At 44.2% G+C, this 26,774-nt stretch carries 26 protein-coding genes and 2 pseudogenes; 12 read left to right on the top strand and 16 right to left on the bottom strand.

Annotation, left to right across the window (positions count from 1 at the left end):
* Positions 1-1,450, bottom strand: a 1,450-nt coding sequence (gene mobF, locus C9J12_RS26770; RefSeq protein WP_146150119.1) for a MobF family relaxase, incomplete at its 3' end; no start/stop codon positions are given.
* Between the two features lie 173 nt (positions 1,451-1,623).
* On the opposite strand from mobF, the gene C9J12_RS26775 reads away from it, so the two are divergent.
* Positions 1,624-2,781 carry a hypothetical protein gene (locus tag C9J12_RS26775; RefSeq protein WP_193944710.1) on the top strand — a complete coding sequence of 386 codons (1,158 nt, stop codon included), beginning with the start codon at positions 1,624-1,626 and terminating at the stop codon, positions 2,779-2,781.
* Positions 2,782-2,789: 8 nt separating this feature from the next.
* Here C9J12_RS26775 and C9J12_RS26780 read toward each other — a convergent pair whose 3' ends face one another.
* From C9J12_RS26780 to C9J12_RS26795, 4 genes are all read right to left on the bottom strand, one after another.
* Positions 2,790-3,212: a hypothetical protein gene (locus C9J12_RS26780; protein ID WP_107245811.1), complete on the bottom strand. Its 423-nt coding sequence runs from the start codon at positions 3,210-3,212 to the stop codon at positions 2,790-2,792.
* 144 nt (positions 3,213-3,356) lie between these two features.
* The gene (locus C9J12_RS26785; protein WP_193944711.1) at positions 3,357-3,908 is read right to left on the bottom strand and encodes a hypothetical protein; all 552 of its coding nucleotides are present in this window, start codon (positions 3,906-3,908) and stop codon (positions 3,357-3,359) included.
* A 186-nt stretch (positions 3,909-4,094) separates the two neighbouring features.
* Entirely contained in the window at positions 4,095-6,176 is a 2,082-nt protein-coding gene (gene traD, locus C9J12_RS26790; RefSeq protein ID WP_107245814.1) for a type IV conjugative transfer system coupling protein TraD, read from the bottom strand.
* Complete coding sequence (locus tag C9J12_RS26795; protein ID WP_107245816.1) at positions 6,173-6,544, bottom strand: hypothetical protein; 372 nt, start codon at positions 6,542-6,544, stop codon at positions 6,173-6,175. The genes traD and C9J12_RS26795 overlap by 4 nt, the downstream gene beginning before the upstream one ends.
* 112 nt (positions 6,545-6,656) lie before the next feature.
* On the opposite strand from C9J12_RS26795, the gene C9J12_RS26800 reads away from it, so the two are divergent.
* The gene (locus C9J12_RS26800) at positions 6,657-7,097 is read left to right on the top strand and encodes a hypothetical protein (protein WP_107245819.1); all 441 of its coding nucleotides are present in this window, start codon (positions 6,657-6,659) and stop codon (positions 7,095-7,097) included.
* Positions 7,098-7,100: 3 nt separating this feature from the next.
* Here the strand turns inward: C9J12_RS26800 and C9J12_RS26805 are convergent, their stop codons facing one another.
* From C9J12_RS26805 to merR, 8 genes are all read right to left on the bottom strand, one after another.
* Entirely contained in the window at positions 7,101-7,865 is a 765-nt protein-coding gene (locus C9J12_RS26805) for a hypothetical protein (RefSeq protein ID WP_193944712.1), read from the bottom strand.
* Positions 7,866-7,968: 103 nt separating this feature from the next.
* Positions 7,969-10,971, bottom strand: coding sequence for a Tn3 family transposase (locus C9J12_RS26810; RefSeq protein WP_107245821.1), 3,003 nt, complete (start codon positions 10,969-10,971; stop codon positions 7,969-7,971).
* 328 nt (positions 10,972-11,299) lie between these two features.
* The gene (locus C9J12_RS26820; protein WP_107245825.1) at positions 11,300-11,677 is read right to left on the bottom strand and encodes a MerR family transcriptional regulator; all 378 of its coding nucleotides are present in this window, start codon (positions 11,675-11,677) and stop codon (positions 11,300-11,302) included.
* Positions 11,678-11,715: 38 nt separating this feature from the next.
* Positions 11,716-13,170 carry a mercury(II) reductase gene (gene merA, locus C9J12_RS26825; protein ID WP_107245828.1) on the bottom strand — a complete coding sequence of 485 codons (1,455 nt, stop codon included), beginning with the start codon at positions 13,168-13,170 and terminating at the stop codon, positions 11,716-11,718.
* Positions 13,171-13,212: 42 nt separating this feature from the next.
* Positions 13,213-13,470, bottom strand: coding sequence for a mercury resistance system transport protein MerF (gene merF, locus C9J12_RS26830; protein ID WP_107245831.1), 258 nt, complete (start codon positions 13,468-13,470; stop codon positions 13,213-13,215).
* Between the two features lie 6 nt (positions 13,471-13,476).
* Positions 13,477-13,755: a mercury resistance system periplasmic binding protein MerP gene (gene merP, locus C9J12_RS26835; protein WP_456107141.1), complete on the bottom strand. Its 279-nt coding sequence runs from the start codon at positions 13,753-13,755 to the stop codon at positions 13,477-13,479.
* 21 nt (positions 13,756-13,776) lie between these two features.
* Complete coding sequence (locus C9J12_RS26840) at positions 13,777-14,124, bottom strand: mercuric transporter MerT family protein (RefSeq protein ID WP_107245833.1); 348 nt, start codon at positions 14,122-14,124, stop codon at positions 13,777-13,779.
* Between the two features lie 67 nt (positions 14,125-14,191).
* Positions 14,192-14,584, bottom strand: coding sequence for an Hg(II)-responsive transcriptional regulator (gene merR / locus C9J12_RS26845; protein WP_107245836.1), 393 nt, complete (start codon positions 14,582-14,584; stop codon positions 14,192-14,194).
* Between the two features lie 581 nt (positions 14,585-15,165).
* On the opposite strand from merR, the gene C9J12_RS26855 reads away from it, so the two are divergent.
* The 5 genes and pseudogenes from C9J12_RS26855 (at position 15,166) to C9J12_RS26875 (ending at position 20,490) form a co-directional block, all read left to right on the top strand.
* Positions 15,166-15,774: a recombinase family protein gene (locus C9J12_RS26855; protein ID WP_107245841.1), complete on the top strand. Its 609-nt coding sequence runs from the start codon at positions 15,166-15,168 to the stop codon at positions 15,772-15,774.
* A gap of 409 nt (positions 15,775-16,183) precedes the next feature.
* A complete protein-coding gene (locus C9J12_RS26860) occupies positions 16,184-16,417 on the top strand; it encodes a DinI-like family protein (protein ID WP_107245844.1) in 234 nt (77 codons plus the stop codon).
* Between the two features lie 343 nt (positions 16,418-16,760).
* On the top strand, positions 16,761-17,867 hold the full coding sequence (locus C9J12_RS26865) for a DNA-binding protein (RefSeq protein WP_170111896.1): 1,107 nt from the start codon (positions 16,761-16,763) through the stop codon (positions 17,865-17,867).
* 901 nt (positions 17,868-18,768) lie between these two features.
* A pseudogene (locus tag C9J12_RS26870) lies at positions 18,769-19,395 on the top strand (IS6 family transposase).
* 234 nt (positions 19,396-19,629) lie between these two features.
* Entirely contained in the window at positions 19,630-20,490 is an 861-nt protein-coding gene (locus tag C9J12_RS26875; RefSeq protein ID WP_107245852.1) for a hypothetical protein, read from the top strand.
* Between the two features lie 92 nt (positions 20,491-20,582).
* On the opposite strand, the gene C9J12_RS26880 is transcribed toward C9J12_RS26875, so the two are convergent.
* The gene (locus tag C9J12_RS26880; protein WP_322348891.1) at positions 20,583-20,786 is read right to left on the bottom strand and encodes a Hok/Gef family protein; all 204 of its coding nucleotides are present in this window, start codon (positions 20,784-20,786) and stop codon (positions 20,583-20,585) included.
* A 514-nt stretch (positions 20,787-21,300) separates the two neighbouring features.
* On the opposite strand from C9J12_RS26880, the gene C9J12_RS26890 reads away from it, so the two are divergent.
* The 4 genes from C9J12_RS26890 to C9J12_RS26905 all read left to right on the top strand — a co-directional run bounded on the left by C9J12_RS26890 (position 21,301) and on the right by C9J12_RS26905 (position 23,490).
* A complete protein-coding gene (locus C9J12_RS26890) occupies positions 21,301-21,888 on the top strand; it encodes a DUF2913 family protein (protein ID WP_107245857.1) in 588 nt (195 codons plus the stop codon).
* A gap of 94 nt (positions 21,889-21,982) precedes the next feature.
* Complete coding sequence (locus C9J12_RS26895; protein ID WP_107245860.1) at positions 21,983-22,747, top strand: ParA family protein; 765 nt, start codon at positions 21,983-21,985, stop codon at positions 22,745-22,747.
* 26 nt (positions 22,748-22,773) lie between these two features.
* Positions 22,774-23,055: a hypothetical protein gene (locus C9J12_RS26900; RefSeq protein ID WP_107245862.1), complete on the top strand. Its 282-nt coding sequence runs from the start codon at positions 22,774-22,776 to the stop codon at positions 23,053-23,055.
* Between the two features lie 48 nt (positions 23,056-23,103).
* Positions 23,104-23,490, top strand: coding sequence for an H-NS family histone-like protein (locus C9J12_RS26905; RefSeq protein ID WP_107245864.1), 387 nt, complete (start codon positions 23,104-23,106; stop codon positions 23,488-23,490).
* Between the two features lie 554 nt (positions 23,491-24,044).
* Here C9J12_RS26905 and C9J12_RS26910 read toward each other — a convergent pair.
* Positions 24,045-24,368, bottom strand: a pseudogene (locus C9J12_RS26910) (transposase); the annotation flags it as partial.
* Positions 24,369-24,489: 121 nt separating this feature from the next.
* Between C9J12_RS26910 and C9J12_RS26915 the strand changes: the two are divergent.
* On the top strand, positions 24,490-25,644 hold the full coding sequence (locus C9J12_RS26915; protein WP_107245869.1) for an IS110 family RNA-guided transposase: 1,155 nt from the start codon (positions 24,490-24,492) through the stop codon (positions 25,642-25,644).
* 297 nt (positions 25,645-25,941) lie between these two features.
* On the opposite strand, the gene C9J12_RS26920 is transcribed toward C9J12_RS26915, so the two are convergent.
* Positions 25,942-26,379 (bottom strand): transposase, encoded by a 438-nt coding sequence (locus tag C9J12_RS26920; RefSeq protein ID WP_227876484.1) that lies wholly within the window; start codon positions 26,377-26,379, stop codon positions 25,942-25,944.
* Positions 26,380-26,774 lie beyond the last annotated feature (395 nt).

The raw sequence follows: 26,774 nt of genomic DNA on the forward strand, positions 1-26,774 counted from the left end.
CATGGAGCAGGGCGCTGGCGATCTGTTGGCTTTGGCCAAACACATTGACGATGTTGGTTTGTTTGCGGCTGGCAAACAGGGTATTGATTTTATCCTGGTTGTCGGCGCTGAGTCCTTGCTGCTCCAGACTTTGGGTATTCACCAGAGTGCGCAAGTGACGCTTTTGTCCTTGGGTGCTGGCGATCAGCTTTTGCTCGTTGTCGATCATGGTTTGGGTGGTAAACAGCGATTGGCTGTCGTTCAGGCCGATGAGGTGGCCTTGCAAAATAAGGGTATCGACGGCCAGTTTGATGTCGATGACATCGAGTTTTTCTCCCTGAGTAAATTGGGTCGCGGCGGATTCGATGAGTTTTTCATATCCCAGCTGGTTGCGGGTCTGGCTTTGGTGGTTGATAGCACGGTGGGCCGCATCCATGGCGGCGGGCTTTAAGCTCTGACTGGGTGCCTCGCTATTGGCGCGGGCATAACTGCTGGCGACAAAGGCTTGTATGTCAAAACCGCTGGCTTTGGCATCGCCTTGCCATTTTTCCATCAGAGTGGCGTCACTGGCGTAGGATTTGCCTTTTCGGGTGCCTTTGGCGGCCATGTCGCGGGCGGCTTGTGAATCCATGCCGATGCTGCGTGCGTGTTCATTAATTTGCTGGCTGCGGGTTGACTGGCTTTTGAGATAGCTTTCAGGCACGTCCGCGATTTCAAACTGATTGTTGCCGATAGAACGTGTCTGATAGCCGAGCGTTTCTGCGCTTCGTGCCAGCGTACTTTGATACAGGGCGGTATAGTATTTTTGATGGTTATAAATCCGCTCATTGGTGCCGTTAATCACTCCGCCTTGCTGCTTGAAGCACGACGCCAATGCCCGCAGGGTGTTTTGTTCATCTTTGGTCATGTTGCTGGTTAAGGCATGGGTATGCATTTGCGGCTCATCTTCGCGACTGGTTTTGTGGCGAACCATGGCAAAGAGCAGGTTGCCGGTGTTGGCAAAGGCGGTCTTGCCCTGCTCATCGGTGTACTTGGCCTGAGCCGCGTCTTTTTCCATGTGGGACAGGGTGAATTTAACGGCGTCATCATGGGCGGTTATCAGACGTTTATCACCGCCAACGAGCGCGAGGGTGCTGACTGATTTAGGGGCTGAGAAGGTGAAATCAAACCCGTTACGGTGGTTTTCCCGTTTGCCGTGCACCGTGGTGCCGTTGAGGTGGCCAGATAATACCGCTTCCAGTTGTTTCTCCTCAACGGGCTTGCCCAGCATACCTTCTTGTTCGGCAATCTTGCCAAACCATTGGGTATTGGGCTCGCTGCTCTGCTCTTTGAGGTAGTAGTTGGTTTCTTTTTCGGGGGATTGGGTATCGACCTCTAATGAGACGTCAGGTAGGTCGTGATGTTTTTCTTCGGTAAGGTAATAGCTGGCCGCATCACCGGCGCTTTGTGACATGGGACTGATTGATAACATCGGGTGCTCCTTGGGGCGATAGGCTGTTATGCAAAATAGATGCATCTAGGAAATGTTTTTTCGGGGTTGTGAATATTGTGTTTTGGGATAGGCAGTTAGATTGTTATCGGGTCGTCTTGCCATTCTGAAACGTTGTACAATTCTTAGGGTTGGGCGGAGGAGTGTGGTACGTAATGAAAAAAATAGGGATGAATCGAGGCTTGGCAACAGCCACTGCAATGGCACTGGTTACCTGTGTTGCTGTCTGGTTCGTGTTGGGTGGATCAGAGAAAACAGCGGTAGATGACCCCTTAAAGGTTAATAAAGGTGCCTTGTCAAAATATGAATCAACGCTGACTTATCGAATGGTCAGGTTTGATGTCGAGAATGGCATTGCCGATATACAGGCGGCCAACAAGGCCAGGGTAAATATTGGTGCCTACTTTCAGTGGGTGGATGAACAATGCCTTCAGTATCAACAGGTTCGTGACTTTCTCCTGTGCGCCAATCAGGTTGTGGGTGAGCACTTTGACTACGAAGTTTCGGAAGACGTTTCCAATAGCTACGCCCGGCAGCGATCGGATTGCGACCTGAATGCCTTCCTGATTGTTGATGTGGCCAGAATGCATGGGTTCGATCCGTATATGATGTATTCGCCCGGCCATGCCTTTATCACCTGGACCGGTCGTGACGGGGAGGTCTATTACCTTGAAACGACAAAAAATGACAACAGGGGAAAGCTCGCCGATATCAATGATGCGTTTTATGTCCGGTCTTTGGATGGAACCTACTATACCCGTTATGGCGCCGATGCCGTTTTGTCTATCTATAAGGCACTGGTTTATCGCTTGTCAGCCAACAAGGCATACATTGTCGGGCTCTATAATGCCTTGCCGGGAAATAGCCTGGTTGCCGATTCCTATTATGAATACCTGATGATCCATAACCGGATAGGGCCTGACGAGATTGCCGACATTATAGAAAGACTCAAAACCGATCCTACATCGGAAACCCTGTCGCTGATACTGGCAAGCTGGTACGTAGAGCAGGGGGATACCGGCAGGGCGCTGCCTCCGCGGTTTTGTACCTCTGACTGTATCTGGCTGGGGATCGAAGCGTGGTCTGATTACCTCGGTTACCATGAGCAGGGGACCCGGGTTTCTGACTTTTATGGGAAGTATCTCAAGGACTTGGCAATTTTTTCTAATTATGAGAAAGCCCAAGATTTCTTAAAGAGTGTGGGTTTGATAATTGCTGCAATATTCTGTGTTCTGCTGTGGTTTTTTGGGCGGCGCCGGGGCAAGTGTGTCTATTTGATTCTTTCTGGTTCGAAGGTGCGGCGTAAACGTTGAAGCTGATGTCAGAGGCAGTTGTGTGCACCACTGAAAAGGTCGAAGACGGGATCTATTCTGAGAGCAGAAACAACATAAAACATAATCATAACCAGCACCTGAGTGCAACAGATGATGGTTACTGACATGGTCAGCCACATAAGAGACTTAATGGTTAACGGATTGGTGATAATGCCACGTCGAAGGAGTCCGTATGACCGCATAATGCCCGACAGGCTCATGATGTACATCGACAGGTAGGCAATTACCGGAAAAACCGAAGAGCTGTCGTAGATGGCAATCCCGGCCAATACAATCGCCTGGATAATGTGAATAAGCCTCCTCGATATAAAGGATGTGACAACAAATAATAGCGAGAGACTGAATAACATGAGGTCATTAATGTAATCAGAAATATCAGAAAAGAAATAATACATAGAGTAGATAGACATGGGCTCTCCATGGAAGAGGTTGGTAGTTGGGTGCCGTGCGATGGGGTTGACGTATTGATGTTCGATCGCTTTGTTTGTGTCGGTCTTTTTGATGAGACGTTTTGCAAGGAAGTCGTGTCAGAGATGAGCCCTGTTTTTTCGTTGTTAAAGGGAAAACATTGGGTCGATTCTGAGAATATAGATAATGAAGAAGCCAAGCAAGCCCAGGCCCATGATGCCCCATATGGCGATGATTACCGTGCTGATGAACAAGATTATTTTAAAGGCGGGCAGGTTAAAGAAATTGCCCGCCTCGACGATGTCGAATGATCGGCGAAGGAATAACAGGGTCATGATAAACACAGATAGATAGGTGAAAACCGGGATGGCTGAAAAGCTGTTGTAGACAGCAATGCCGGCCAGCACAATGGCCTGGACAATATGGGTACGTTTTTTCGAGATAAAAGTGATGATGACGAACAGCACAGAAAAGTAACAGAGTGCCAGCCTGCTCATGCAGAAAAACATTTCCGTCAGGTATTCATTCATGGCGTAGGTAGACATAGGGGCTCCGTGGTTGGTGATGGTTAGCTTTGGGTTGTGTGAGATGGCGCCTGAAACGCATTGGAGATAGGTATTTCCGGTAGGCAAGGCGCTGTTGTCGTTTGATGGATATAGCAGTATCGGCGCGAGTGCGACATTTAAGGCCGGTGTCATTCATGGTATCTACGAGCGGTTTAATTTTGGGCTCGATGATGTCGTCGTTTTTTTGATATGGCTTCACGTGATCCCCTTGGTTGTCGGTAAGCCGTGTCTTTGTCGGGAGGTGTCGGGTTATCAACCAGACAAGGCCAGCAGCGTCGGCTTTTATGTCAGTTGCATTCATTGTCTTTTTACTCGTTATCAGAAAATCTCTGGTTCGTTAATATTTTGCTCTTCCTGGAACAATTGCTCGGTGACCGCTTCACTGTCTGCTTGCTCCTTCTCTTTGGCTTTCTTCTCGGCTTGTTTATCAGAGGATGGCTTCTTGTTCTTTTCAGCCATTTTTTTCTTCGCAGCCTTGGCCTTGTCAATGGTGGTCTTCATCCGTTCTTCTTCTGCATTACGTTCAGTGTCATCGTCAAATTGCTCAGTATGTACTGACATCAACTTGTTTTGATCATCCGGTGGCAGCAGGTTGAGCGCACTGATTTGGCAATAGGTCAGCATGTGTTCGATAGACTGCATGGTCTCTGACGAGGCATATTCACGTCGAATGAACGGGGGGCAGATTGAGCGCATTTTGTCGAACTTGAGATCGAGTTTGGTGATAGGGAAATCCCCTGGACTGCGAAGCCAACACTGTAAATCATCCAATTGCATGATTTCTGAGGGGGTCACTGCAGGGCGGGTGATGGTCTGGTGTCCCAGCGAAATACCGTCACGCATGGCATGGGCACCGTAGCTGTAATTCTCTTTAGAAATGTCCATTTCCTGCTCCCCCAAATCCTGCGAGGAAATCTTGGCCATTTCGTTGGACGGTGAGCGAAAAAAGAAGCGGGTGTTCAACAAATCAAACATTTCCAGTGCTGCATTGGTGCCGTAGATTTTCTTAAGCTGGGCAAAGGACTGAATACCAATGACATAGCAGCCACCGAATTTACGCACTTCGGCAATGGTCTCGGCCAGCTCCGGCAGTTTATGCAAGCTCGGGGCTTCATCCATGACCACCCAAATCCGGCGGTCGTGATCTTCTTCTTGCTCCAAGATGGAGGTGGAGGCGATGGATAACCACATGGACAATAATGGGCGTAAAGAGGCGTGTTGTTGGGCGTTGCTGGACAAGAACAGGAAGCCGTTTTCATCTTTGTTTTTCACCCACTCCCGAATAGAAAATCGTGGGCGTACTAGGTTGCCTTGATCATCTTTCCTATCGAGTCCTTCTAAAAATCGCAGGGATTTGATGTAGGCGGCCAATACCGATTTGATGGATATCGCTGTTTTTTGGATTTTATCCGAGACCAGTGACGCGGATTCCGTGCCTTTAAGGTATTCACTGAGCGACTCCAGCTCTGAGGTCAACATGAGTTCGAGCAGGCGTTCAGTCGTCCGGTTTGGCTCATTCACCATCTTGTAAGCGGTGGAGGTGAAAATCGTGCGGGCAGATTGCACCCAAAACGGATCGCCATCGCCGTGCATCGGAATGAGCGCGGCTGACATGTTTTCAAAGTCAGTGGCATCCTTGGCATCGCACCATACATCCCAGTAAGCGCAGCGTTCATCAAAGGCATTGAGAATGATGTCGGTTTCCGGGTTGTAGAATTTACTGACGAAGGTACAGCCTTTGTCGTAAATGATGGCTTTATCGCCTCGATTTTTAATCCAACGCAGAAACTTGCGCAGTGCCACCGATTTGCCTGATCCCGTGGTGCCGTCGAACAGTAGGTGCTGGCATTCAAAGTGCTGCTTGAAGATTTTGTGCCCATCGAGCGCGAAATCTGACTGTTTATTGGCTTTCTTGAGGATGTTGGCCAGCTCGGGCGGGGTGGCTATTTGTATTCCACGAATGAAGTGGTCGTCGGTTTGTTCATCCCCTTTCTTTTTGAAATACCGCATGGCAAGGCTAAAGACCGTTAGGCCGCTTATCAGGCTGGCAAGAAGGTACAGCTGCAGTGACAGCCAAAACTGGCGATTGGCGTCAATGAATACAGGGTTTAGCCGTTGCTGGCCCAAGGTGCTTTTATAAGTGACGCCTTGCCAGAGGGTGAAGACCTCGTGGGTATCGGGTTTTATTTTGCCGACCATGCTGTAACGCCAGTAGTAATAGGTGCCTTTTAAGGTGTCCTGGTCGATGAAGGTAAAGCACAGCAGGGCGGTGAGCAGGAGGATGCCGTACCCCATCCAGCGAACGAGCTTGGCATTAATTTGAAAGAACATGGTGATATTGTGGAAAGTGATTTGCCCGCCACGGGTGTAGTTGCTGTTTTTAGGCCGTTGATTACTCATTGCTGGTCTCCTTTGCAGGGGTAGGTGTTCGTCAAACCGATGATGGCTATCATCCCGGTATTGAGTGTGGGGTCTTGTTTGTCCGTGGGCGCGTTGTGATAGGTATCAGCAATGATGTCAGCGAGCCGTTGACGGTTTAGGGGTTGTTTGCTTGGCAAGCAAAAAGCCCGTGGTTTGTTGTTGGCACCTAATAGGGCATTGATATACATGCTGGCATCCACAATGCCGTTTAGGTAGGTTTCAGCGACAGCCCGTACCGTGGGGGCGGGGCTATTTATACTGTCCAGATGGGTCTTTATGGAGGCCGCGTGCAAGGGTGTGACAAGCGCGAGAAAGGTGATGAAAAGTAAGCGTTTAACGCAAGACATAGTGAGCCTTTTTTTGTGATTAACTGATCATAAAACCAGTATAAATAAGGTTAAATATTGACCGTGTGATATAATGATTGTTAATAAATCATCAAGTTAGAGTGAGGTTCTCATGAGCGATTCCGATAACACATTGCTGGCGGCTGCTGCCATGCGGGCAAAGAAAAACGCCCTTGACCAGGGCGATCAAGAAGCAACGGCTGTTTCCATTACGGCGAAAGTCAAAGCGCTGTCAGAAGCGGGGTTCTCGGATGGTGAAATCGATAAAATTCTAGCGGTGGATGCCACTCAGTCTGCAACGTTACAGACTGAAAAAATGGCGGCGACTGAGGAATATAATGAACAGGTGGATGAAACGATCAATCATGCAAAAGTGCACACTGGATTGATGCTTGTTATGGCCATTGGTTTTATAGTAACTTTTTTCTTACCTGGAAGTCTGAGTGACCATGCTGGAATAGCCATAGGATGGATGGTTTTTTGCTTTGCCGTGATGTTGCTTCGAACAATCCCATTTGCTTTTAAAAAAGCGGGTTATTTCCTCAAACGTTAATGGTTATCGTGATCCCCTGCCCATTGCTGGGTGAGTGTTCGGTTGAGATTGGGGCTCTACATTGTCGTTGACTGCCTCAATATCTTTTTGAGGTGCAGGCTCCGGTGACGGATGTTGAACGGCATTATCGGTTACTGTTTCTTGGGTTGTATTAATACTCTCATGTACTTCTCTGTCGATAGTGTTGAACTTGTTTTCATCAAAGTATTCCCGTACGCCTTTTCCTTCAATAATGAGCTCGACCCCTTCATCATGACGGGTCTGCAATTCCCCTGATTGCTGTTGTTGGGCGGTTCGTTGCGCCGGTGTCAGTGCCAGTTCGCCCGTTTGTTGGTCAAAATTTTTCACTAAGTCTTTTTCTGTTTGTGGCAGGCTGTCATCTGTGTAGCGTTCAAGCTTGGCCTGTGTTTCCGGCTCATTCATGAACTGTCGAACATAGCCCGCTCGCTCTTCACGTAATGATTCGGTACTGCCGTACATGATCCCTTCATAATGTTCGGGGTTCTCTTGTTTCATGTAGGACTGAAAATCGGGCATGAGGTTGAACGAGACACCGTTGCTGACATCCTCGACTTTATCAGCCTGACGGTTGAGTGACTGGGATTTACTGAACTCGGTGTGTGCCGTGAGCCCTAGTGATTCAGTGTCACGCAGGCTGTCCCCGATATTCGACAAGGCGGTATCGGTCTTGGTCCGGGTCTCGCTGCTGCTGTCGGTTAAATCGTAGTTCTTGAGCACGTTGGCCGATTCGTTGAATTGCTTTTGCAAGGCTTGTGATTCACGATCACTTTCTGAGTTACTGGTCGTGTCGCTGGTTCGTTCATCTCTGGTCTTTCTAAGGGTTTGAAGTCCAACGGTACGAAAAGTTACTCTAAGGAGTATCAATATAGCCAGAAGACTGGTTTAGAGGTCTCAGTTCTCCTTTCATTACTTGTTCCGCCAAAGTGAAAGAATAATGCCCCAACACATTGATATGACCATACCCAAGGGGAGATAACCTTGCTTTATCTTCTTCTTTTATCTCAATTGAATGTTGTAAGTGATCCAATGCGGATTGCATGTAAATGGTATTCCACAAAATAACGGCATTGGTTACTAAGCCTAGTGCGCCTAGTTGATCTTCCTGTCCTTCACGATATCGCTTACGGATTTCTCCGCGTTGACCATGGCAAATAACACGAGCAACAGAGTGCCGTCCCTCGCCACGATTAAGTTGCGTTAATATTCGTCGACGGTAGTCTTCATCGTCGATGTAATTAAGCAAATAAATGGTCTTATTGATCCGTCCTACCTCAATGATTGCTTGAGCTAAACTGGAAGGTCTATCACTTTTTAGTAGCGAACGAATGAGTTCTGAAGCTTGTACTGTGCCTAATTTTAATGATCCCGCGATCCTCATCATATCATCCCAATGTTGATGGATTTTTTGTGGGTTCAAAACACCACGGGCTAAATCATTGAGAGCGCCATAATCCGCTTCTTTATCAATTCGCCAGAAAACGGATTCACCGGCATCGGCCAAACGAGGAGAAAATTGATAGCCCAACAACCAGAACAAACCGAACACTATGTCGCTGGTTCCTGTCGTGTCGGTCATGATTTCTGTTGGGTTTAAGCCTGTTTGCTGCTCCAGAAGTCCTTCTAAAACAAACATAGAGTCTCTTAACGTTCCAGGAATGACGATGCCATGAAACCCTGAAAATTGATCAGAAATAAAGTTATACCAGGTGATACCTCTGCTGGAACCGAAATATTTTTTGTTCGGCCCCGCATTAACGGTTCTAACTGGTGTGACGAAGCGCATACCGTCAGCGGAAGCCACGTCTCCACCGCCCCATTTTTTTGCCAGAGGAAGTGTTGCCTGATGGTTAACTAAACGAGCATTTGATTTAACCAATGTTTCCGCTCGAACATAGTTTTGTTTAACCCAACTTAAACGATGACGAGTCAATGCGGGAATATGAGACTTAATTAATGGATCCAACCCAATATTACAGGCTTCAGCAATAAGAACGGCACAAACGCTAGTCGTTAAATCATCTGCTCGCGCATTGGATTCGCTTACATGAGTAAATTCATCAAGAAAGCCAGTAAGTGCATGTATTTCCAATAGTAATTCAGTCAGGTCAACATTCGGCAATAAATGTGAAACTTGATTACTAAGTAGGGTAAGACTGGCCGGTTCATCAAGCTTGTCTAGATTGGTGATGGTTAAGGTTGGGTGTTTACCGGAATGATCGAGTCTGACCGCGTCATTATCGTCAAAATGAGCGGCAACTTGTTTATAAGCAGCATCCAGTTGACGTGTTAAAGCAATAATAGCGTCATTGGCTTGAACTGGGTGGCCTAATGAGCGACAAACCTGAATTCGGTTTGCTTGCCATTCGGCTCCCTGCAACAATTTAGACCGAGGATCCCCCCAACGGTCACTATTTTCGATAAAGACATCTCGCCTTCGTAAACTGTCCTGTAATTTATCAAGAAAGCATAGCGTGTAACCGCGCTTTGTTACCTTACCTTCTTTGTCATAAACTAATCGTTTCCAGGGGGAAGTAATGATTTCTAGCGGTGGATTATCTAATGTTTGCTTACGTGAATTATCAAGCTCCGCAAGATAATTGAACGCTTCAAGTGTAATTTCTCCGGCAGGAGCCGCTTTAATAACAATGTCCTTAAGGAGTCTTGGTAAAAATCGTCTAACTTTTCCATATTGTTCGACCATCTCATCATGAAAATTGTCACTAGACGGACGGGCGATTGCATTGATCGTTGCAATTGATTGCGCCAATTTATCTTTCGGACATTTGTTATAAATAGCGTCTCTTAACTGACTATCATCGGTATTTTCATTCAAGATCAACGCACAAATTGCAGCTAACGCCAGTGCAGATTTATCTAAGTCTTTCAGTGTCCTTAATCGTTTTTTCTGACCAAGCTTTTTGGCTTCTCCAGCTATTCCTGTAATAAGCAAGTCGAGAATATCTAACGCATCATCAAGAGCCATCACTTCAAAAGCTTTCACAAAAGCCACCAAAATAGCGATTCGTTTTTCATCTGGCATTCTGGCTATTTTATGCATTGATATGACACCGGCATGACGAGCTAAATTTTTTAGCCTTACTGGCGGTATATGAGATAAATTAATGTTGTTTAAATCGAAGTTTTTTAGCTCAATATAGCGTTCTAATGCGGTAATAAATGCCGGACTGCTGATTGTTACCGGCCCTTTGCGGTAGTAATCAAAACGGGAAGCCCGTTGACCTTCTGGCACCTGAAGTAATGCCTCTAATTTTTCTTTTTGTTCTTCGGTTGGTAGTGATGCCAGCCGCTTCCACAAGCGATTAACTGCTCTTTCTCTGATCTCTGAAATCAATCGAGATAAAGTAGAAACACCCGGTAAAAGTACTTTATGATGAATCAGCCATGCCGTAGCAAAATCGAACATTAGGCTAGGACGTTCATTACTGATCCAGGCACGTGAGTACAGTAAGCGTGTTAACCGAAATCGCCAATGAGCATTATTAAATTCGTGATAACCGTAAAAGCTTTGTATCTCAGTACTATGGCTATAACGAGTCACCTTACGACTCATATATTGTTCTAAATTGTCAGTCCCTGTATCAACTTGTTGTGCGATAAAATTGAGTACATTGATTGGTACGTCTGTTGGGTCAGGTAAAAAAGTACCAAGAAACCTTACTGTCGTTAATTGCAAAGCGAACCCTAACCGATTGTAATCACCGCGCCGTTTATTAATAAGCGCTAGCGCGGTATCGTCGAGATGAAAGTAGCGAGCCAACTGCGTGTCGTTAGGTTCACCAGTAAAACAACCATACTGATTTTTTTGTTCTTCGCTCAGAAATTCAATCGGCATGCTAATCCTTTAGCTTCACAATGTTTAAATTGGTTATAGCTTGATCTTAAGTGGAGGTTACGTAGTATTTCAATCATCGAGGTGCAAGCGAGGCAACATACTTTTTATTCAGAACACCAAACACGACTAATGATTGCTTATCATAACCTGTGGCTGTTTATCTGACTGCGCGTTCCCCGCAATAAATAAGAGATAATCGGGGAGCAGCGGAAGCGTACAAGGGGAGAAAAAAGGCACCAATCCGCCAGAGAATGCGCTTATACTTGCGATTCCTGCTGTATTATTACACCTGTCGTTGAGGTTGAGGAAGGGTATGTACCCCCTTTCTCTAAATATGCTCCAGAAGTTGGGACAACTGGGTGAGCTGCTGATGGTTCTGTGCTATCTGCGCATCGATAAGCACCTTTTCACGATTGATTTTCCGACGGTCTTGGGGATCAAGCGCAGCTAACAGTGGTTTGATATCTTGTAACCTTAAGCCTGCGACCATCGCTGTCCTAATCAATATTAAGCGGTTAAGGGCGGGTTCATCAAACAACCAATAGCCACCTTGTGTTCTTGAACAGGCCACAATTAATCCTTCGGCCATGTAGTTTCTCACGGTATGAATCGAGGCATCAGCCGCTTTCGCGAGGGTTGAAATCGTCATTGGGTAACGACCTTCAACAGACGTTGCCAGGGGAAGCTTGATCATAGAAATTGTCATATTCAACCCTCGTTTGACATCAATACACTATTTGTTCGCTAACCCGCACAACAAGAGAGTTCTTTTACATCTTTGCTAAAGGTCTGGGCACACAGTTTTAACCCTTCAACCATGGTGAGATAAGGGAACAGCTGTTCAGCTAGCTCCTTCACTGTCATGTTATTGCGAATAGCCAGCGCGGCGCTCTGGATGATCTCTCCCCCTTCATGGGCGAGAAGCTGAACACCAATTAATCGTTCTGTGTCGGTATCTATCACTAACTTGATAAAGCCGTCGGTTTCAAAGTTCGCTAATGCCCTCGGGACATTTTCCATCTCTAGAACACGAGAATCGGTATTTATCCCTTGCGCTTTGGCTTGCTCTTCGGTCAATCCAACGGTAGCCACCTGGGGATCGGTAAAGATCACGGCAGGCATGGTAGATAGATCCAGTTTGGCATTCCCGCCGGTCATATTGATCCCGGCACGGCTGCCAGCCGCCGCAGCGACATAGACGAATTGCGGCATGTTAGAGCAATCACCGGCGGCATAAATGCCAGCAATGCTGGTTTCCATGCGGTCATTGACCATAATCTCACCTTGTTTATTTATGTCCACGCCGATCGCTTCAAGATTAAGTTTGGTCGTGTTGGCATGGCGTCCAGTGCTAATCAACAATCGGTCGCAGCTTAAGGTGCCAGCATTGGTTTCGAGGAAGAATCGTTGACCATCGTACGAGGCATTTGCTGCTTGGGTATGATTGAGAACTTGTATGCCTTCTTTTTCAAAGCATTCGGTTAGCTTTTCACCCAGCAAAGGATCTTCCCGATAAAGCAACGTGTGGCGTGCCAAGATCGTCACCTCACTGCCTAAACGGCGATAGGCTTGGGCGATTTCCAGTGCTACGACTGATGAGCCGATGACAATCAAATGCTCAGGCGTTTGCTCGGCAAACAACGCCTCGGTGGATGTCCAATAAGGCGTATCTGCGAGACCTTCAATGGGGGGAATGGTTGATGTTGAACCAGCCGCAATCAAAATCTTGTCAGCATAGAGCTCTTGCTCTGAGCCGTCAGCCTTATTGATGAGGATCGTATTCGCGTCTTTAAGTCGTGCATACCCCTTTACTAGACTTAAGGCGGGGTTGTTATCTAAAATATTTTGGTACTTAGCGGCCCTTAATTCGTCAACCCGGGACGTTTGTTGTTTTGCCAACAAGGAGCGACTTAGTAATGGAGTCTGGTTTTCTAGACCGGCAAACGGATTGTTGCGTTGCTGCTGGGCAAGCTGTGCAGCACGGATCAGGATTTTTGATGGCACACACCCTACGTTGACGCAGCAGCCGCCAATGACTTCACCGGCTTCTATAATTGTTACTCGGGCACCGCCTTCCGCGGCTTTAATTGCGCAGGCAAAAGCAGCCGAGCCACTGCCAATAATGGCAACGTGAAAGTCATCGCTACCATTACGCTTAGCCTTATCATCACTGCAACAGGATGATGTTGATTGATTGATTGACTGTCACACCTTCACCTTTAATGGCAGATTGATCATTATTCATTTATTTGTTCCATTCTGTTGGTTAGGAGAACAACAATCAGGCTGTTGTTGATCCTCTCTATTTCGATATAAGGCGTAAGCGGTCAGGCCAATAAAAAAAGCCAGCGCAGGAAGCAGCGCATAGTCTAGATAACCCAGCCATCCAGACAGACCAACCACGCCGAGTAATATAACTAATGCAGGGGTAAAACAGCACAATGCAGCAATAACTGTTCCGGCTATACCTACCCCCAGTAACTTGTGTTGTCTATTCATGGCTATCTACTCTTTCACGTATGAGGGATAACCGGCGTTCGTGGTGGCGTCGATTAGGGCCTTAGTATTGGTTATCTCGTCGTCATAGCTTACTTGGGCCTGCTGCTCCTCGAACATGACCTCAACGTCTGTGACGCCATTCACTTTCTCCAGTGACTTGGTCACCGTAATCGGGCAAACAGGGCAATTCATGGTTGGTACTTCTAGGGTGACTGTCTGCGGCTTGGCTATCACGCCAAATGTCGCCAGGAACAATCCTGTTATAAGTAAAAGCTTATTCATCATATTCACCTATTCCTTTCATTTTTAGGCAATCCATAACACCCAGTAATTACTGGTCACTAAAATAAGAGCAACCACGGCAGCCAGCCAAAACATTATTTTGCGGCGATTTTGTACCTGTGGCACGGCACAGGCAGTCCCTGGCTGGCATTCCGCTTGAGGACGATAGAGCTTCCAGCCAGCCCAGCCAAACAAGGCAATGACAGCCAGAATAAAAAAGGGGCGATAAGGTTCAAACAGGGTTAGGTTTCCGACCCAAGAGCCGCTGATGCCGAGCAGTAGCAACACCAAAGGGCCAGCACAGCATAGACCCGCGCCGATAGCGGCTACCACGCCTCCGATAAGGGGAACGTTAGTTGTCTTATTTTCCATGACTTACTCCATCTCTTCTCTATCAGTAAAGTAAGCCTAAGCTCCGTACCTTGATACGGAGTCAAGTTTATTTTCTATCGTTGGGAAGGAGTGTTTCGACGATGGGGCAAGATGATTCTGAGGGATTACACTTGCATTGCGTTACTAGGTTATCCAGTACGCTTTCAAGGCGGTTCAGATCGGCAATCTTAGCTCTGACACTGGCCAGCTTATGCTCCGCTATTTCTTGTACTGACAGACAGTGCCCTTCTCCCAGTAACAGCAGATTGGCAATTTCCTCCAGTGTAAAGCCAAGCTCTTGGGCCCGCTTGATAAACTGAATCCGCTCAAGGGGTATCTTGGAATATTCCCGGTACCCTTGTTCAGGTTTTAACGGCTGGGTGATCAACCCTCGGCGCTCGTAATAGCGAATGGTCTCAACATTGACGTTAGCTGCTTTCGCCAAATCACTAATTTTCATTTAACTTCCATTGCAGTCACTCGAATTTTAGATTCGCGTCGTTAAAATAAAGTTTACCAGTATAAAGTCAGCTGTTGCGCCCAACTATTTTTTGTATACCGGCACTTAATGCAACGCGGTATTTTTAACAGTATAGGCAAATATAGAGTACATTTATATGCATACAGTTGACATTGGAGGTATAGATATGGCTATTCGAAAAACGGCACCACAACTTCTAAAGAGCTTTCAGTGTTCTGTGTGTGGTGACCCTTATAATTATATTTTCATCAATTCATTAACAGTAGCGTTTTGCCCAAACTACTGTTTAGAAAAGCTTGATGAGGTTGTATTTTCTTTAGATTCGGAAATTGAATGCACTCATATTGAACTTACATGTAAGAGCTGAGTTGTTCTCTCTGGTAATAAGAAGCGGATTAACGTTGAACGGGTTTTCTGTACTGACATTCCAAGTGCAAATAGGGTCTACCTTACGCGAACTGTCTGCATTACCGCTCAAAGTGGTTCGCAATATATTGACAACAAACCCTTCCCGAACCACTATCAAAAACCATACCTTAAGCGAACCATTCAGGAGAAACATGTTCATCAGAGCCTATATGCGAGCATCAACGGATGAACAGGATGCCAATCGCGCAAGAATGGAATTATTGAATTTTACTCAACAAAAAGGTGTACGAATAGCCAGCTACTATGTTGAGAACCAATCAGGTGCGAAAATAGATAGACCGGAGTTAGTACGTCTGATTGAGGACTCTCACCCTGGGGATGTACTTCTCATAGAAAAGGTAGACAGGTTATCTCGGTTGCCCTACGAACAGTGGAAGGTGCTCAAGGGCCAATTAATAGATGCTGGTATCCATATTGTGGTTATTGATCAGCCGATGACCCATGGTGTGCTGACAGATTCCGAAGAAAGTACAATGATTGCTAGGGTACTGACAGAGTTTATGGTTGATCTCGCGGCCGCGATGGCAAGAGATGACTATGAAACCAGAAGAAAGCGGCAGGCTCAGGGGATCGCCAATGCCAAAACACTGGGTAAATATCAGGGACGAAAGCCCGATCATGATCTGAGACAAAATATCTGTTTGTTAATAAATGAAGGAAAGAGCTGGTCACAGGTACAGCGCCTCCTGAAATGCAGCCGCTCAACGATTTCGAAAGCAGTTAAACCCAGCACTCCATGATCGGATTATTATTTAGTAAAAACTAAATAATTAATTGCATATATTTACTTAAAATCAGTTAGATACGAATCCATAAATATTTCTCTTTCCATGGTATGTTTCGATAAAAATCAGGTCAATATTGGTAATATGTAATGCCCTGTGGCCTGAGATATTCTGAATCGTATTTCCTTAGAGTAACTTTTCGTACCGTTGGACTTCAAACCCCATATAAGAGTGTAGGCGTGTTTATATTTGCCTATGATCTTTTTGATCAGTGAAGATCATTTGATATGACAGTAAAAGTGACACTGTAACACGCCAAATCAATCACTTTTAGACGTATGAGATGTGACATGGAGCTGTTGCGTTTAATAATACTGTATATATAATCACTGTGGTTATATACAGTATTAATTGAAGGTGTTATATGAAAATTGAACTTATGGTGAATAAAACAGGATTACCGAAAAATGGATTTACCAAACTAGAAAATGAGTTTACTCGACGCATTCATGCTCGGTGGCCTGAGACACACATTCGGTTACGCAAAGGGAACAATAACAATTTGACCGTGTTAAGTGCATCAAAAGGTGAGAAAGAAGCGGTCGGCAAACTATTGGAAGAAATGTTTGAAGAAGCGGATGAATGGCTCTACGAATAAAACGGCTCTTTTGAGCTTTTCGATGGCTGTTTGTGGTAAGTCGGCTGGTAATATTGGTGTTGAAATGTACCAGTCGATAAGTAACCAATTGAAATTTAATGATTAATCATTGGTACACTTTCCTGCTAATGGGTCCAGGTGCGGTGTTAATTGTTCGCCACCATCGCAATCAAATATTATCTGATTGCGGATCCCTCCTTATCATTTTAACGGGTCACATTTGTAGGTATTTACTGTAATTACGATAATTACAGTAAATACCGTAATTATTATGTTTACACTGATGCTGTTTTTTTATACAATGAAAACAGTTGATTGGGTTGTTCTTACTAAGGGGATTTTGATGGTAGCGGCTAAAGTAAAGGAAGAGAAAGTATTTGAGTTGGCGAATCGCATTGTTGGTCAAGGTGAGTGGCCAACGGTTCTCAAGCTGCACAAAACCCTTGGTGAAGGTAGTTACACCACTATTCAAAAGTACCTAAAGAATTGGGAGCAATCAGAGGCGGGTATGCTGGCTAAAGAGGCGGCTTTACCTGATGAATTGGTGCTACCTGCTAGTGCATCTGATGCTATGCAGGTTGCATTAAAAACGATCTGGACGGCAGCACAGCAAGCGGCAACAGAACGTATTGATCAAAGTATTGCTGAAAGTCAGGCCGAGATAGAGGCTCAAGAACTACTCGCTCAAGAGGTGCTTACTAAAGCTGAAACCACGGAGCTACGACTGATTGATGCTGAGAAACGGATACTGCATTTAGAAAGTGAGCGTGAAACCCACATCGATGAACGGGCAACCCTTCGTCAGCAGCTATCGTCCAGTGAGCTTGAACTTACCCGCGAACAGCAGAAAGCGCACAATACCATTGAGCAGCACGGCAAAGAAATCACGCAAGTCAATACTGTGCTTCGTGAGACTAAAAAAGTCTTAGAGGCGTTACAGGTCGAGTATGCGAATAAGCAAGATGTGCTCATGGCTGAGGTGGCAAAACATGACGAAAGCAAACAGTCATTAGCCAGCACAACGGCACAATTAGAGGCGGCCAATGATAAATTGAGTGAATTGGTCAAGCAACTGGATGATACGAAGACTGAACTATCAACGTCTCAAGCACAGCTGATTGCTGAGTTGTCACGCCATGATGAAACCAAGCAAAGCCTGGCTGGCGCCAATGCAGAGTTGAAAGCCTCAGAGCGATTGTTAACTAATATTGAATCTCAACTACTTGAGCAAAAGCAAACAAATAACACGTTGTCCGAGTCTATAACCCTTGTTCGTAATGAACTGACTGACAGTAAGGTGAATGAGTCAGTATTACGGGGTGAGCTGTCTAAGGTGGATGCGTTAAGCGACGAGAACAAGGCGTTACGCCAGGCACTCGATGGCAACATAGCGAAATACATTGAAAAACTGGGTAACGAAAAGATTAGCAGTGAGCGCGGGGTTAGATGATGAAATCATTCAGATTTGTATCATTATTGATGTGCTTGGAAAGGTGCTGTTCGAGTCGTTGGTCAGGCCGCCCGTCGATATAGAGCCAGAAGCGAGTGACATACCCGGGATCACCATTAGGTAGTTAGTACAACCTAATGGATAACTAGTCCCACGGTATAAAGTCAAAATCAGACGGTGTCGGATATTGACATATTGACACCTCCGTCATATGCTTACCTTGCTAAGTTGAGTACAGTATTTTAGTTAAGCACCTACCACGGCTTGACTATCAGATACAAAGAAACCGCCCAAACGGCGGTTTTTTTGTGTCTGGAGAATATGACCTACCAAAAAATACATTTCTCTCATATAATCATTTAGCTAAGTAAGTCATCATTATGATTCTAGACACCCTAACAATGCTTTTGCATTGTTAGGGTGGGACTATGTTCTGCCCTTTATGTCCCATTCGGCTGGTGTGGTAGCCAGTTTCTAGCCTATAGAATGGATTTCATAAATCTAACAGTCGTATGCTGTACTCAACTTAGTACATCTTGCAAAGCTTCAATTCGGTTAGAAGTTGATTCTTCGCTACGGCTCCAAATATTGGAGAGTGCTCAGTGATTATCGATTCAACGATTGTCATTTGTGCTTTGATTGCTGCTCTAGTGTGGGTTGTTAGTGTCAAGATTTCGATCGGAAACATTAGCATCAACATTTTCAGTAACAACCGCAAGAAAGACTAACTGAACAAAAAAATATTTTTGACCCGCCTTAGTGCGGGTTTTTTTGTACTTCAACATCACTGTTAAGTTGCGATGTGACAATGAACAAGCAACTGTGTTGCGTTCGTTGTGGCATCGTGACCGACAAGCGTAGCGCGTCAGTAAATATTCCCGATTTAGACCCTATTTAACATATCACATACAAGCTGAACAACCGTGAAATTGAAGAGATATTGGCAGAGCGTGGTATCAATGTTGACCACTCAACATTGAACCGCTGGGTCATCAAATATGCGCCATTGCTAGAACATCGTGCCCGACAGGTGAAAAAGGCAGTCGCGTCTTCGTAGCGGATGGACGAGACCTATATCAACGTCAAAGGCCAATGGAAATATTACTACCGGGCCGTTGATAAGCACGGTGATGTGATTGATTTTCTACTGCGTGATAAGCGGGATGAAAAAGCGGCTAGAGCCTTTTTCCAAAAGGCCATCTGTCAACATGGAATACCAGAGAAAGTGGTTATTGACGGCAGCCATTCCAACGCGTTAACACTGCATCATATCAATGTTGAGCTTTGGAATAACGGGCACATGCTAAGTTTAATTGAAATCCTTTCAATCAAGTATCTGAACAATATCGTCGAGCAAAGCCACCGCAGGGTGAAAGGTAAAATGAATCAATGTTTAGGATGGAAATCAGACGAAGGAGCAAAGGCCACACTCGCTGGCGTGGAGCTGTGGTCGATGATTAAAAACGGACAGCTCGACAACCCTGAATGTTTATCTGTTTGGGATGAATTTTACGCGCTAGCAGCCTAATTACATCTGAAAATCAGTGCGCGTGTAGTTAGACTAAACTCTGCGACAAAACCGTATTTATCATTTTATATAAAATCTGTTGCTGTTTATCATAACTTTATGGCAGTATAAAGTTATGGGGAACAGCAACCTATTCCGAGCCACATGGACAATAGCTGAATTTTAAATTTTCAACTTAATGCTTTTATATAAGGGCTGATGTTGAGTGGCGGCGTCAGTACGGAATATAAAAGTATGTCTAAAATTCTTAAAACTCGTCGTAAATTTTTAATTCATGCGATAGATTATGTTTTTGGGGAAAAGTTAATTAGTGGGCGTGACGCGGCTGATTTATATGCGAATCTCCTCGGTTTTGAAAATAACAATAATCTTAACTACTTGATTAAAAGTAATAAAATAGCAGTTACAGCAATCAGTCATGATTGGGACTCGCTTGATGATGATGCTCTTAGTATTTTTAAGCAATATTTGCCTAAAATTGAAAGCCGTCAGTTACTGGAAGTAGATCGATTATCACAACCTAATTTCAGTTTAGCTGATAGTGTTTGGAGACCTCGTCTTATCTCGTTATTAAAAGGTGTAACTAACCTTTTAGAGCTACGATATGGTACTAAATCAAAAGTATCTAGTGAATTGGCCGTCTTGTTAATTTCTTTAGCTGATAGACAAATCTACAATGATAAGGCCCGTAACCGATTATTTATAATATGTTCGGTTTTGGTACATTTTGTGGTGACAAAAAAAATATCAGCTATTCGTTGGTTAGATATTGCAGTGCTATATCAACCTCAAAGCTTTAATTTTTTGATAGACCATATTTATGGCTATCAAGAAAAATTCATATCTGATAGTTATGTATTAAAAGAAGTTTTACGTTATGCAGATAAAGATTGTTCTGTTTTTTTTAATCATGACTCAGCTTTTGAAGTATTTCAGAATCTTTTTGTTGAACTTGGTGTTGATAATACCGCGTGTGAGTTATCCAACGATGTTGGAAAAGCTATTTTTGGTGATTTTGGAAATATTGGGGCTTATAAAGCGAGATATAAATCAGATATGGACGATATCCTTTTGCTAGCTCGGGGCATAAGGTGAAATATTTCGATGTAGCTGAAGAAAGATTGGGTGCTCATTGGCAATGTTACCAAACAAAACCTGAAATGGTGGGGCGAACCCCACCATTTAGGCTAGTCTCTTACTTCGTAGGACAAGACGGCCTTAAAGAGTTTCTTTCCATCCTGGTATTGGATGGAACAGAGGTCATCTCTGACCAGCGCCAGTGCTATTAAAAGTGTGAAACACACTATCAATAAACGTATTGGGAAATTTCTTTTCAGCATAGCTTGCCCTCTTTGGTAAGAGAGGCTAACATCAGAATTGTCTAGATACATCTGTTGGCCTCGTTGATTGAAAAATTAACGGGGCTTTCATCTATCTGACATTCACAAAACTGTTGTTATGCTCCTGACAGATATCCAAGAGCACCCGTCGCGTATTCTACCCTACTCTTTCTCTTTAAGTCACTGTTTTGATATCGAGGACAATTCACTTGCTGTTTTGGGGTGAAATTCAATCAAGCTACCGTTGTGACAGTTAATTTTCACTAAAACGCCCGCATTTTACATAATGTACATAATCATCACCGGCGAACACTGTCCAATTGAAATCATGCCCCCTACCCTTCAAAACTACCTCTTCACTACGCCAAAATTATCCACATTTTTTGTGACTAAGTTGTTATCAAAAAGCCAGGTTACGTTTAACCGCATTTTTAACCCCAACCCCCTAAAACGATCACTTTTCTCCGTTTGCCATGATGCTAGTTTTGTATCGATTGATTTTTGAGGAGATTGCCCCCATTTCTCCTTGTAGGTTGAATTCCATTTGTTATGAGTACCCATCGTTTTGTCTAAAGAAAATTATCACCAACTCCTCTCTGATGTGATCGAAAATAGTTTGTTGCACCTGTATGGCCAAGTAGCAAGTAATGATCATTTTGTGCCTTTGGCTAAGCGCAACACGCTTCTTTGTAAATACCTCAAACCCAAACTCAAGCAGCCTAAATACAAAGTTATTAAGGGTGACATTAAGCGAATGGTTTTAGCGGGTCAGTGTAAAGGTGGGGACTTGGAAGCGAAGCTGAATGAACTCTATACCCTATCGCTGAGTTATCAGGCTAAAGCAAACGATACACAGCGTTTATATGACTTACTCAATATATTGTTACACGAGCATGGTTTTGATTCGAAGATGTTTGATGAGTCAGTTAAGACTGAGCCTGGTGTTATTTATATTTTGAAGGAGCATTTAGAGAATTGTTTTGAGGCGAACGGAAAGCAGATTGCACCGGTATCTATGTTGATTGAACATGAATCGGTTTCTTCGTTGGTTGAAATTATCAATAACACTAAATTGTTCTTCGCGACATTGAAAGAATGTAATGAAAAGACCAAGCAAGCACATATTGAGTTACATCCAATTACGATTAAATAATGCACTACATAATATTTGCCTATTAAAATAGGTTGTTACGTTTTTTTTGTTGTCAGGGAAGTAATACAATTAGTATTACTTTTTAGGGGGCAATATGAAAACGATAGCTGTTCTTAATCAAAAAGGTGGCGTTGGTAAAACCACGACAACAATAAACTTAGCTGATGTATTAGCTAAGCAAGGGAAACAGGTACTTGTTGTTGACCTTGATCCCCAAGGAAATTTATCAAAAGTCATTTCTGGCGGTGAAGTGCGCTTTGATCCAAATGTTATGGACCTCTTTGCTAAAGATAATAAAGCAGATGTTCGAGCTATGATTCGGTCTGCATATGATAGTGAGAACTTTTTTTACATTCCTACTGATATTAGATTAAGTAGAGTTATTGAAGCTGGATTAACACTTAGCTTTAGGGAAGTTCGATTAACTAATCACCTTAATAAATTAAAAGATGATTTTGATTACATCCTTTTAGATTGCCCCCCTAATTTATCTCTAACAACGACGAATGCAATCGTGGCTGCTGATTTATTTTTGATGCCTGTTAATAGTGGCGTTTTTGCATTAGATGGCCTTGAAGATTTGTTAGATGCTTTGAATGAAGTTAGCCAAGATCAAAGCCTAAACTATTATGTTTTCCGAAACGAAGTTGCCGCGCAAAACAAAGTTATCAATGGGGCTATTGAAGAGGACCTTTTACAGATAGCCGAAGGGCGGATTCTAAAAACAAGTATTAGACGGTCTGAGCATATTGGTCAGGCTTCATTTATGTCGATGCCCCTTAGTAAGTATAAAAAAGGGTCTACAGCTATAAATGATTATAAATCGCTGGCAAAAGAAATTATTGGTTTGTTTAAATAGATATTTAGTAATACTTTGGAGGGGGTATGGACTTAAAAAATAGAAAACGTCGTGAAGATAGACCTAAAAGCGACAAACCACTTACGACCATAGCGACTGTGAAAAAGTCTTCAACTAAACAAGATCCGCCTACATGCTATCGATTTAGTGATTACGATAAGGCTGAGATTGCTATGGCTGTAGCTAATGTTAAGACCAAGGCTGCGGCAAAAGTTACACCTGCGAAGTTGCTACGTGCTCTCGTTCGCTTAAATAACTTAGGGCTCGTTGACGGACAAGAATTAGTAAAAATGATTGAATCATTGTAATACTATTAGTATTACAAAAAATAAGTTTTAATGTAGAGGTAAACCTTAATGTCGGAAATAATGAAGCTTTTACTTAACCTACGTTCTTTGCGCGTAACTTGTCGTGAATATTCTTTAGACCAACTTAATGATGCGCTAGGTAAATTGAAAACTGTCGTCAATGAGCGAGAAGAAGAAGAGGCTCAGCAGTATGAAGCTGAAAAGGAAAAGCGTGAAAAGCTGGAAGCTTATCGTCAGATGCTTATCGAAGATGGCATTGATCTTGAAGAATTAATCGGTAGTTTTACTACTGAAAAGAAAGTAAAAAAGAAACGTGCTCCGCGCCCTGCTAAGTATCGATACACTGATGATAGCGGTGAAGAAAAAACATGGACAGGCCAAGGTAGAACGCCAAAGTTTCTACAAGATAAAAACCTAGAAGATTTTGCTATCTAATAGGGTTTAATGGTAAGGAATTTCAATATTCCTTACCATGAACAGAGGCTGGCACTCGCTGACTCTTTTTCACCGCTGTTATTGCCAGCACTTCTTTCGTCGCCATTCAACGCCGCATTATTGAACAGATATGGCCTTTTTCTCGTCATTTGAATACACCTATCCCGTACCGGCCATCAGGCCGGCATCATACTCGCCTGTACCAACGTCGAAGCTGTCAACTCTGAGAGCGGCGTTCCGGCTCGATGGTAAGGAATTTCAATATTCCTTACCATGAACATAGGCTAGCGCAAACTGACTATTTTTCACCTCTGTTATTGCCCGCACTTCTTTCGTCGCCATTCAACGCCGCATTATTAAACAGATATTGCCTTTTTACCGTCATTTATGGATAGGAATCTGAAAGATTGCTATCCATCAAGAAAAGATCAATGCAAAATGTCATTTTGACCTTTTTCATTATGGATGAATCAAAAAATGAGGGGATTCGGAGTGAATTGAAGGCGTTATGACCACAAAAGCAGTTTTCGAATAGATCTTCCCTGATTACTAACTTAAATTGACCTCTGTAAAACGATATTTTCTATCGCTGACACCAATCGACCTACCTTCAACCCTGCTATAAAACCCGTAAACACCATTCGAGCACCACACAAAATGCATTTGAAAGGATCAACTTTCAAGAACGCTTTCATCATCGCGACAAAACCAAAGGTTTTAGCCGCTACGACCTCTTGCCCTAGCTGTTTATATATCAATGGCAGCAAACTTCCACGTAAGCGATTTGATAAAAAACCAAAATAACGTACCATTTTGAAGTGCTTTTCGGGCACATGGCTCAATATTCTCAGCATCATTTCTGTTTGGCTCGGGTTTAATGTAATGAACCATCCCACTCCATAGACATAATGACCCCACGAGGTGCTAGCCTCCAAGATCGTGGGTTAGCTTGACGCCAGAGCCATAATTAGTGTGAAAACAACTAAACTGGAGGCTAGCATGAACAACGATACCATAGTTTTCATTGGCTTAGATACTCACAAATCCTTTATACAAGTCGCAGTTCTACAAGGTCATCGTGGAGCAAAACCTGACCATTTAGGCCGAATTAAGTCCAATAAGTCGGCGTTAATTAAACTCGCACAACAGTTACAGTCTAAATATCCAAAAGCCACACTCCATTTCATCTATGAAGCTGGGCCATGTGGGTACTGGACATACCGCTTACTTACCAGTCTTGGTCACTGCTGTTATGTTATCGCCCCTTCACTTATTCCAAAAAAAACAGGCGACCGAGTAAAAACGGACAAACGCGATGCAGCAAAACTGGCAAAGCTTTTTAAGGCCGAAGAGCTGACTCCTATCTACGTGCCAGAGGCGGAAGATGAAGCCATTCGAGATCTTTCCCGAGCCCGAGAAACTGCGATGAAGGACTTAAAAGATGCGAAGTTCCAACTAAAAGGTTTCCTTCTTCGTAATAACATTCAAGCTACGGTAAACGATAACTGGTCTAAAAAGCATCTACGGTGGCTAACAGACCTCATTTTACCTCATCATAGCCAGCAAATTGTGCTTCAAGAAATGATCATCACCATCAGTGAGCGAATACAAAGGTTACAACGACTGGATAATGAACTTCTCCATCAAGTAAAAAACTGGCGCTACTATCCTGTTGTGAAAGCAGTCCAAGCAATGCGGGGCGTGCGACTGCTCGTCGCTCTGGGCACCATTGCCGAGCTGGGTGATTTACGTCGCTTCGATCATCCCAGAAAACTCATGGCTTACCTAGGGTTAGTCCCTACTGAAAGCTCGAGTGGTGGGAAAACCAGACGCGGAAGTTTAACCAAATGTGGCAATAGCCGAGCGAGGCGATTACTCATCGAGGGCGCGCACACCTATAGACACAAGGCGAATATCTCTGTTGAATTGCAACACAGACAAGAAGGTTTGCCTAAGGAGATTGTCGATATCGCTTGGCATGCACAACAGAGGTTATGCCGTCGCTACCAGCGTTTACTGCAAAAAGGTAAACACCGAAATATCGTCGTCGCCGCGATAGCAAGAGAAATGATCGCTTACATCTGGGCTATCGCAAGAGAAGTTGTCGTGAGCGAAGTCGATCCAAAAGCTCGAATAGCAAGGCTACCGGCATGAGAAAAAAATTAGTGTTATCGCATTGGATGAAGCATCGGGTGTGGCGCAACCACCGAGGGCGTTAGGACGGCAATAAAGCTCACGCTTTATTGAACCACGAGCATAGACTGAAGCCAGGTGCCACGACGGAACAAGTAAGGTAGGCTCTGCTCATTGAGTGATGAGTAATCCACGAATATCAGCATGAAAACCGACGAAATTACTTGCTTCATCTATGCGTTAACACTATCTCAAAACAAACGAAAGGCTCTGAAATGTAGGAGCAGAAACTTCTATGTTTTTAATTGACAGTGGGGGTCATATCAACGTCCTGACAACCTGAGCATCCATCGTATTTTTATCGGTGAGTACTGCGCTTTGAATGAAGTGAGCTTCATCAACAGCAAAATGCGCCTTTCGCCAGCTGCGTTTTGCATTAACCTTATGTTTTTCTTGATGCCATTCATCCTTTCCGAATCGCTTGAGCCCCGTTGAATCAATGGCTATTGCAGCAATTTTTTCATCTGGCCTTTCATGCTTTCTAAATCGTGGCACCGTAAGATTAAGTTGCTTCAGCCGCTTTGATAACAACGTATAGTCAGGGCATTGAAGGTTGTCCATGCCAAGCTTTATCAGTAAGTTTTCAATAAACCCCTGAGCTTGGTGTAGGGGAAGTTTATACACCAGTCGGATGTAATGGCAGGCTTCGATGGTGTTGTCAGGGTACTTAACAGAAGAGCCGGTACCATCATAAATGCGATCGTCATGTTGCTAATGTTTGATGATATCGTCAGAAATCCAAATGTCTAACCGCCCGCGTTGCTTGAGCGCCTGATTGTACTCACGATAGTTATTTAAGGCGTAGGTATGCTTCTTGAAATGATGGCGTTTGGCGTTATTGTATTTGTAAGGCATTTGTTAAACAGCCAACCTGTATAAATAGATTGGCCATGATAACTGAACTCAGTGTTAATGGAATAATTGAGCATTATCTGAGCGCTTCAACAACGCCCAGGCTCATTGACGTCTCGACTAAATGATAACTTTCCGGTGTTCAACACCTGCATCTTCAAGTTGATTGGGTATAGACCTCGTGGTTCTACATTGAAAATAAGTAACACAGCATGAAGCCCAACAAAACTTGCTGAGAA

The organism is Photobacterium frigidiphilum (assembly GCF_003025615.1).
GTDB classification, from domain to species: Bacteria; Pseudomonadota; Gammaproteobacteria; order Enterobacterales; family Vibrionaceae; genus Photobacterium; species Photobacterium frigidiphilum.

Coding starts and splice junctions, on each gene's coding strand:
- merR (WP_107245836.1), bottom strand. CDS start 14,584: ATGAAAATTAGTGATTTGGCGAAAGCAGCTAACGTCAATGTTGAGACC.
- traD (WP_107245814.1), bottom strand. CDS start 6,176: ATGAGTAATCAACGGCCTAAAAACAGCAACTACACCCGTGGCGGGCAA.
- C9J12_RS26880 (WP_322348891.1), bottom strand. CDS start 20,786: ATGTATCTAGACAATTCTGATGTTAGCCTCTCTTACCAAAGAGGGCAA.
- C9J12_RS26780 (WP_107245811.1), bottom strand. CDS start 3,212: ATGTCTATCTACTCTATGTATTATTTCTTTTCTGATATTTCTGATTAC.
- C9J12_RS26775 (WP_193944710.1), top strand. CDS start 1,624: ATGAAAAAAATAGGGATGAATCGAGGCTTGGCAACAGCCACTGCAATG.
- merF (WP_107245831.1), bottom strand. CDS start 13,470: ATGAATAGACAACACAAGTTACTGGGGGTAGGTATAGCCGGAACAGTT.
- merP (WP_456107141.1), bottom strand. CDS start 13,755: ATGATGAATAAGCTTTTACTTATAACAGGATTGTTCCTGGCGACATTT.
- C9J12_RS26875 (WP_107245852.1), top strand. CDS start 19,630: ATGTCTAAAATTCTTAAAACTCGTCGTAAATTTTTAATTCATGCGATA.
- C9J12_RS26820 (WP_107245825.1), bottom strand. CDS start 11,677: ATGACAATTTCTATGATCAAGCTTCCCCTGGCAACGTCTGTTGAAGGT.
- C9J12_RS26795 (WP_107245816.1), bottom strand. CDS start 6,544: ATGTCTTGCGTTAAACGCTTACTTTTCATCACCTTTCTCGCGCTTGTC.
- C9J12_RS26855 (WP_107245841.1), top strand. CDS start 15,166: ATGTTCATCAGAGCCTATATGCGAGCATCAACGGATGAACAGGATGCC.
- C9J12_RS26865 (WP_170111896.1), top strand. CDS start 16,761: ATGGTAGCGGCTAAAGTAAAGGAAGAGAAAGTATTTGAGTTGGCGAAT.
- C9J12_RS26905 (WP_107245864.1), top strand. CDS start 23,104: ATGTCGGAAATAATGAAGCTTTTACTTAACCTACGTTCTTTGCGCGTA.
- C9J12_RS26800 (WP_107245819.1), top strand. CDS start 6,657: ATGAGCGATTCCGATAACACATTGCTGGCGGCTGCTGCCATGCGGGCA.
- C9J12_RS26915 (WP_107245869.1), top strand. CDS start 24,490: ATGAACAACGATACCATAGTTTTCATTGGCTTAGATACTCACAAATCC.
- C9J12_RS26895 (WP_107245860.1), top strand. CDS start 21,983: ATGAAAACGATAGCTGTTCTTAATCAAAAAGGTGGCGTTGGTAAAACC.
- C9J12_RS26840 (WP_107245833.1), bottom strand. CDS start 14,124: ATGGAAAATAAGACAACTAACGTTCCCCTTATCGGAGGCGTGGTAGCC.
- C9J12_RS26785 (WP_193944711.1), bottom strand. CDS start 3,908: ATGACACCGGCCTTAAATGTCGCACTCGCGCCGATACTGCTATATCCA.
- C9J12_RS26900 (WP_107245862.1), top strand. CDS start 22,774: ATGGACTTAAAAAATAGAAAACGTCGTGAAGATAGACCTAAAAGCGAC.
- C9J12_RS26810 (WP_107245821.1), bottom strand. CDS start 10,971: ATGCCGATTGAATTTCTGAGCGAAGAACAAAAAAATCAGTATGGTTGT.
- C9J12_RS26860 (WP_107245844.1), top strand. CDS start 16,184: ATGAAAATTGAACTTATGGTGAATAAAACAGGATTACCGAAAAATGGA.